The organism is Streptomyces sp. NPDC001070 (assembly GCF_053598835.1).
This window is the reverse complement of the sequence record NZ_JBSFLB010000081.1, coordinates 1-3561: the sequence shown is the minus strand read 5'-3', so window position 1 is coordinate 3561 and position 3561 is coordinate 1. Positions and strand designations below refer to the sequence as shown.

The following is a 3561-nucleotide window of genomic DNA, read 5'->3' as shown; positions in this document are numbered from 1 at the left end:
GGGGTATGACGGTGTGGTGGCCAAGCGGTTGACCAGTACGTATCTGCCGGGTCGGCGCAGCCGCGACTGGATCAAGGTCAAGAACCTCCACACCGAGGGCTCCTGACCTCTGGCCCTTGACCCCTGACTTCCTGCCTCCCGCTCCGATCCGGCTTCGGCGGGCCCCGGCTTCCTCCGCATAGACCTCCAGGGCGATCTCTCGAGGGCCCTGACCGCTCCCGCGTACACCGCCGGGTGGATGAAGAGGTCGACCGGCTCGTCCTTGGTCACTCCGCTGTTGCCGGGCCCGGGACTCGGCACGCACATCCCGGGCCCGGACTCGTGGTCACCGGTGACGGGTGATCGTCTTGTGCTCGACGTACCCGGTCAGGCCGACCGTCCCGTACTCGCGGCCGATACCGCTGGCCTTGTAGCCGCCGAACGGGCCGTCGAAGCTCATGGGCGAGCCGTTCAGGGTGACGGTTCCGGTGCGCAGCCTGCGTGCCACGGCCAGCGCCCGCTCGGGGTCCGTGGTCCAGACGCCGCCCGACAGGCCGTAGTCGCAGTCATTGGCGATCCGCACGGCGTCGTCCTCGTCGTCGTAGGCGATGACGACCAGGACCGGGCCGAAGATCTCCTCCTGCGCGATGCGCATGCCGTTGTCGACGTCCGCGAACACGGTGGGAGTGACGTAGTTGCCCTTCTCCAGCCCCTGCGGCACTTCGGGACCGCCCGTCACCAGGCGGGCCCCCTCCTCGATGCCCAGCTTGATGTAGTCGATGACGCGTTGCTGCTGGTCGGGCCGGATCATGGGGCCGATGAAGGTGTCCGGCTCGGACGGGTCGCCCACCTTCAGCGACTCGACCATCTCCTTCAGCGCCGCGACGACCTCCTCGTAGCGGCCGCGCGGCGCCAGGATCCGGGTCTGCAGGATGCAGGCCTCGCCGTTGTTCCCCAGGGAGCCGAGGCGCAGGCCCTGCATCACGGCGGGCAGGTCGGCGTCCTCCAGGACGACGGCGGCGGACTTGCCGCCCAGTTCGAGGCTGACCCGCTTCAGGTGCTCGCCGGCGATCGAGGCGATGCGACGGCCCGCCCGGGTCGACCCCGTGAAGGCGATCTTGTCGACGTCCCGGTGCGAGACGAGGTACTCGCTGGTCTCCCGGTCGGCCGGCAGGATGCTGAGCACCCCCTCGGGCAGCCCTGCCTCGTCGAAGAGATCCGCCAGCAGCATCATGCTCAGCGAGTTCTCCGGGGAGACCTTCAGCACCACGGTGTTGCCCGCCAGCAGCGCCGGCGTCAGCTTGGCCGTGGCTGCGGAGAAGGGCGAGTTCCATGGGATGACCGCGGCGACCACGCCGATCGGCTCACGCCTGACGACCGTGTCGAACGCCACCGAGGGATCCGAGGGCTCGACGACCTCCTCCCAGCCGAGCTCCTCGGCCGCCTTGAGGTAGGCGTTGACCTGCCGCGTCAGGAAGGGCTGGCCGGCCTTGGTGAACCAGCCCGCCGAACCGTTCTCGGCGGAGATGGCCGCGGCGATCTCGTCCGCGCGCGCCTCGCGCAGCGCGTTGAGCCGCCGGATCACCTCCTGCCGCTCCTTGGGATCGGTGCGCGGCCACGGCCCGTTGTCGAACGCCTCCCGCGCCGCGGCCACGGCCGCGTCCACGTCCGCTTCGGCCGCCTGGGCCACGCGGCCGAGGACGGACTGGTCGTGAGGGGAGCGGATGTCCAGGAGGTCCGGGTCGCTGGGCTTCACCCAGGAACCGCCGATGTAGAGCTTGTCGCGGACGATCATTGAGTCGCTTCTTTCACGCGGGGGGGGAGGGGAGTTGACGGGGAACGCGCTGCCAGGCGCGTCCCGGTGGGGCGTCGGGGCGGACGGATGGCGTTGGCGCGCGGTGGTGCGCGGGGTGGTTACGACGCGGCCGGGTGGTCCGTGGACCGGCTGACCGGGGCCCACTCGCGGGCCTCGGCGATCCGGGCCTCCTCCGCGCTCAGGGCGATCTCCAGGGCGTCGCTGCCGAGGAGCAACCGGCGCGGGGGCTCCTGCGCGTCGACGACGCCGAGGATCGCCTCGGCCATGCGCGCGGGGTCGCCGGGTTCGTTGCCGCTGTAGGCCGTGAACCGTTCCAGCCACTGCCCGACGGTCTGTCCGTAATCGGCGCCGATCCGGCCGGACGCCGTCGCGGCGCCGGCGGCCCAGCCGGTGCGGATGCCGCCCGGCTCCACGATGGTCACCTTGATGCCCAGCGGGGCCACCTCGTTCGCCAGGACCTCGGAGAATCCCTCGACCCCGAACTTCGCGGTCTGGTAGGCGCTGAGGCCGGGCGTGCCGCCCACACGGCCGCCGATGGAGGAGATCTGCACGAAGTGGCCGGAACGCCGGCGGCGCAGGACGGGCAGTGCCGCCCTCGTCACGTTGACCACCCCGAACAGGTTCGCCTCGATCTGCGCCCGGAACTCGTCCTCCGGGAAGTCCTCCACCGAGCCGCCGGTGGCGTAGCCGGCGTTGTTGACGACGACGTCGAGGGAGCCGAACCGCTCGACCACCGCCGCGACCACGTCGCGGGCCTCCGAGGGCGAGGTGACGTCCAGCGCCGGGGTCTGGAGCCGCTCGGGGTGCTCTTCCGCCAGATCCGCCAGCGCCTCCGGCTTGCGAGAGGTCACCGCGACCTGGTCGCCCGCCTCCAGCGCCGCAACCGCCAGGGCCCTTCCGAGGCCCTGGGAACCACCGGTGATCAGCCACGTCCGTGCCATGGCACATCCTCCTGTCTCGTTCATGAGCGCTCCCGGGGCCCGGTACGAAGGCCCGGCCCGCGGTCACTGTTGAAGGTTTTCGCCTAACTGCAACACCAATGTAGCACTACGGATTCTGTTTGCATCGCGGACGATGTTGATAAGGGTGCAAGTGCGACTCACTGGTACGATGAGCGCCATCATGAGAGCCGATGCCGCACGCAACCTGACCGCGGTCCTGCGTACCGGAGCCCGACTGCTGGCCGAAGACCCGAGCACCTCGATGTCCGCCATCGCGAGCGCGGCGGGCGTGGACCGCACCACCGTCCACCGCCGCTTCGCCACGCGTGAAGCCCTGCTCAGCGCCGTGTTCCAGGCGAAACTCGACTCCGCGGAACGGGTGCTCGACGAGGCGCGGCTCATGGAGGCGCCCGTGGCGGTCGCGCTGCACCGCTATGTGGAGGGGATCGTCCCGGTCAGCCGCGAGTGGCCTGTCGACACGCGCCGCATGATGCAGCAGGACCCCAGCGCCAACAGCCGGCGTCAGGAGCAGAGCGGGCGGCTGGACGCCTTCCTCCGGCGCGCGGCCGACGAGGGTCATCTGCGCACCGATGTCCCCCTGGCGTGGGTGAGGGCGGTCCTCGATCAACTCGTGGACGGCGTCGCTCACCGTTTCCCCGAAGTGGAGCCCCCGCAGGCGGCCGACCTGGTCGTGGACACGTTTCTCAACGGCTTCGAGACGCTCTGAGCCCCGGCCGGCGGGTGGGTGTGGTCACAGGCCGAGGGCGATGGCGGTGCGGGTGAGTTCGGCGGTGGTGGTGATGTCGAGCTTGGCGCGGATGCGGC

General features: G+C 70.7%; 4 protein-coding genes. 2 read left to right on the top strand and 2 right to left on the bottom strand.

Features of this window, described 5'->3' with window-relative positions; genetic code table 11:
* Positions 1 to 13: 13 nt before the first annotated feature.
* On the top strand, positions 14 to 106 hold the full coding sequence (locus tag ACWDAS_RS41330; RefSeq protein WP_450401124.1) for a hypothetical protein: 93 nt from the start codon (positions 14 to 16) through the stop codon (positions 104 to 106).
* A gap of 219 nt (positions 107 to 325) precedes the next feature.
* Here ACWDAS_RS41330 and ACWDAS_RS41325 read toward each other — a convergent pair whose 3' ends face one another.
* Positions 326 to 1774, bottom strand: coding sequence for an aldehyde dehydrogenase (locus ACWDAS_RS41325; RefSeq protein ID WP_450401123.1), 1449 nt, complete (start codon positions 1772 to 1774; stop codon positions 326 to 328).
* A gap of 119 nt (positions 1775 to 1893) precedes the next feature.
* Positions 1894 to 2736: an oxidoreductase gene (locus ACWDAS_RS41320; RefSeq protein WP_450401121.1), complete on the bottom strand. Its 843-nt coding sequence runs from the start codon at positions 2734 to 2736 to the stop codon at positions 1894 to 1896.
* Between the two features lie 181 nt (positions 2737 to 2917).
* On the opposite strand from ACWDAS_RS41320, the gene ACWDAS_RS41315 reads away from it, so the two are divergent.
* Positions 2918 to 3463, top strand: a complete 546-nt coding sequence (locus ACWDAS_RS41315; protein ID WP_450401119.1) for a TetR/AcrR family transcriptional regulator — start codon at positions 2918 to 2920, stop codon at positions 3461 to 3463.
* Positions 3464 to 3561 lie beyond the last annotated feature (98 nt).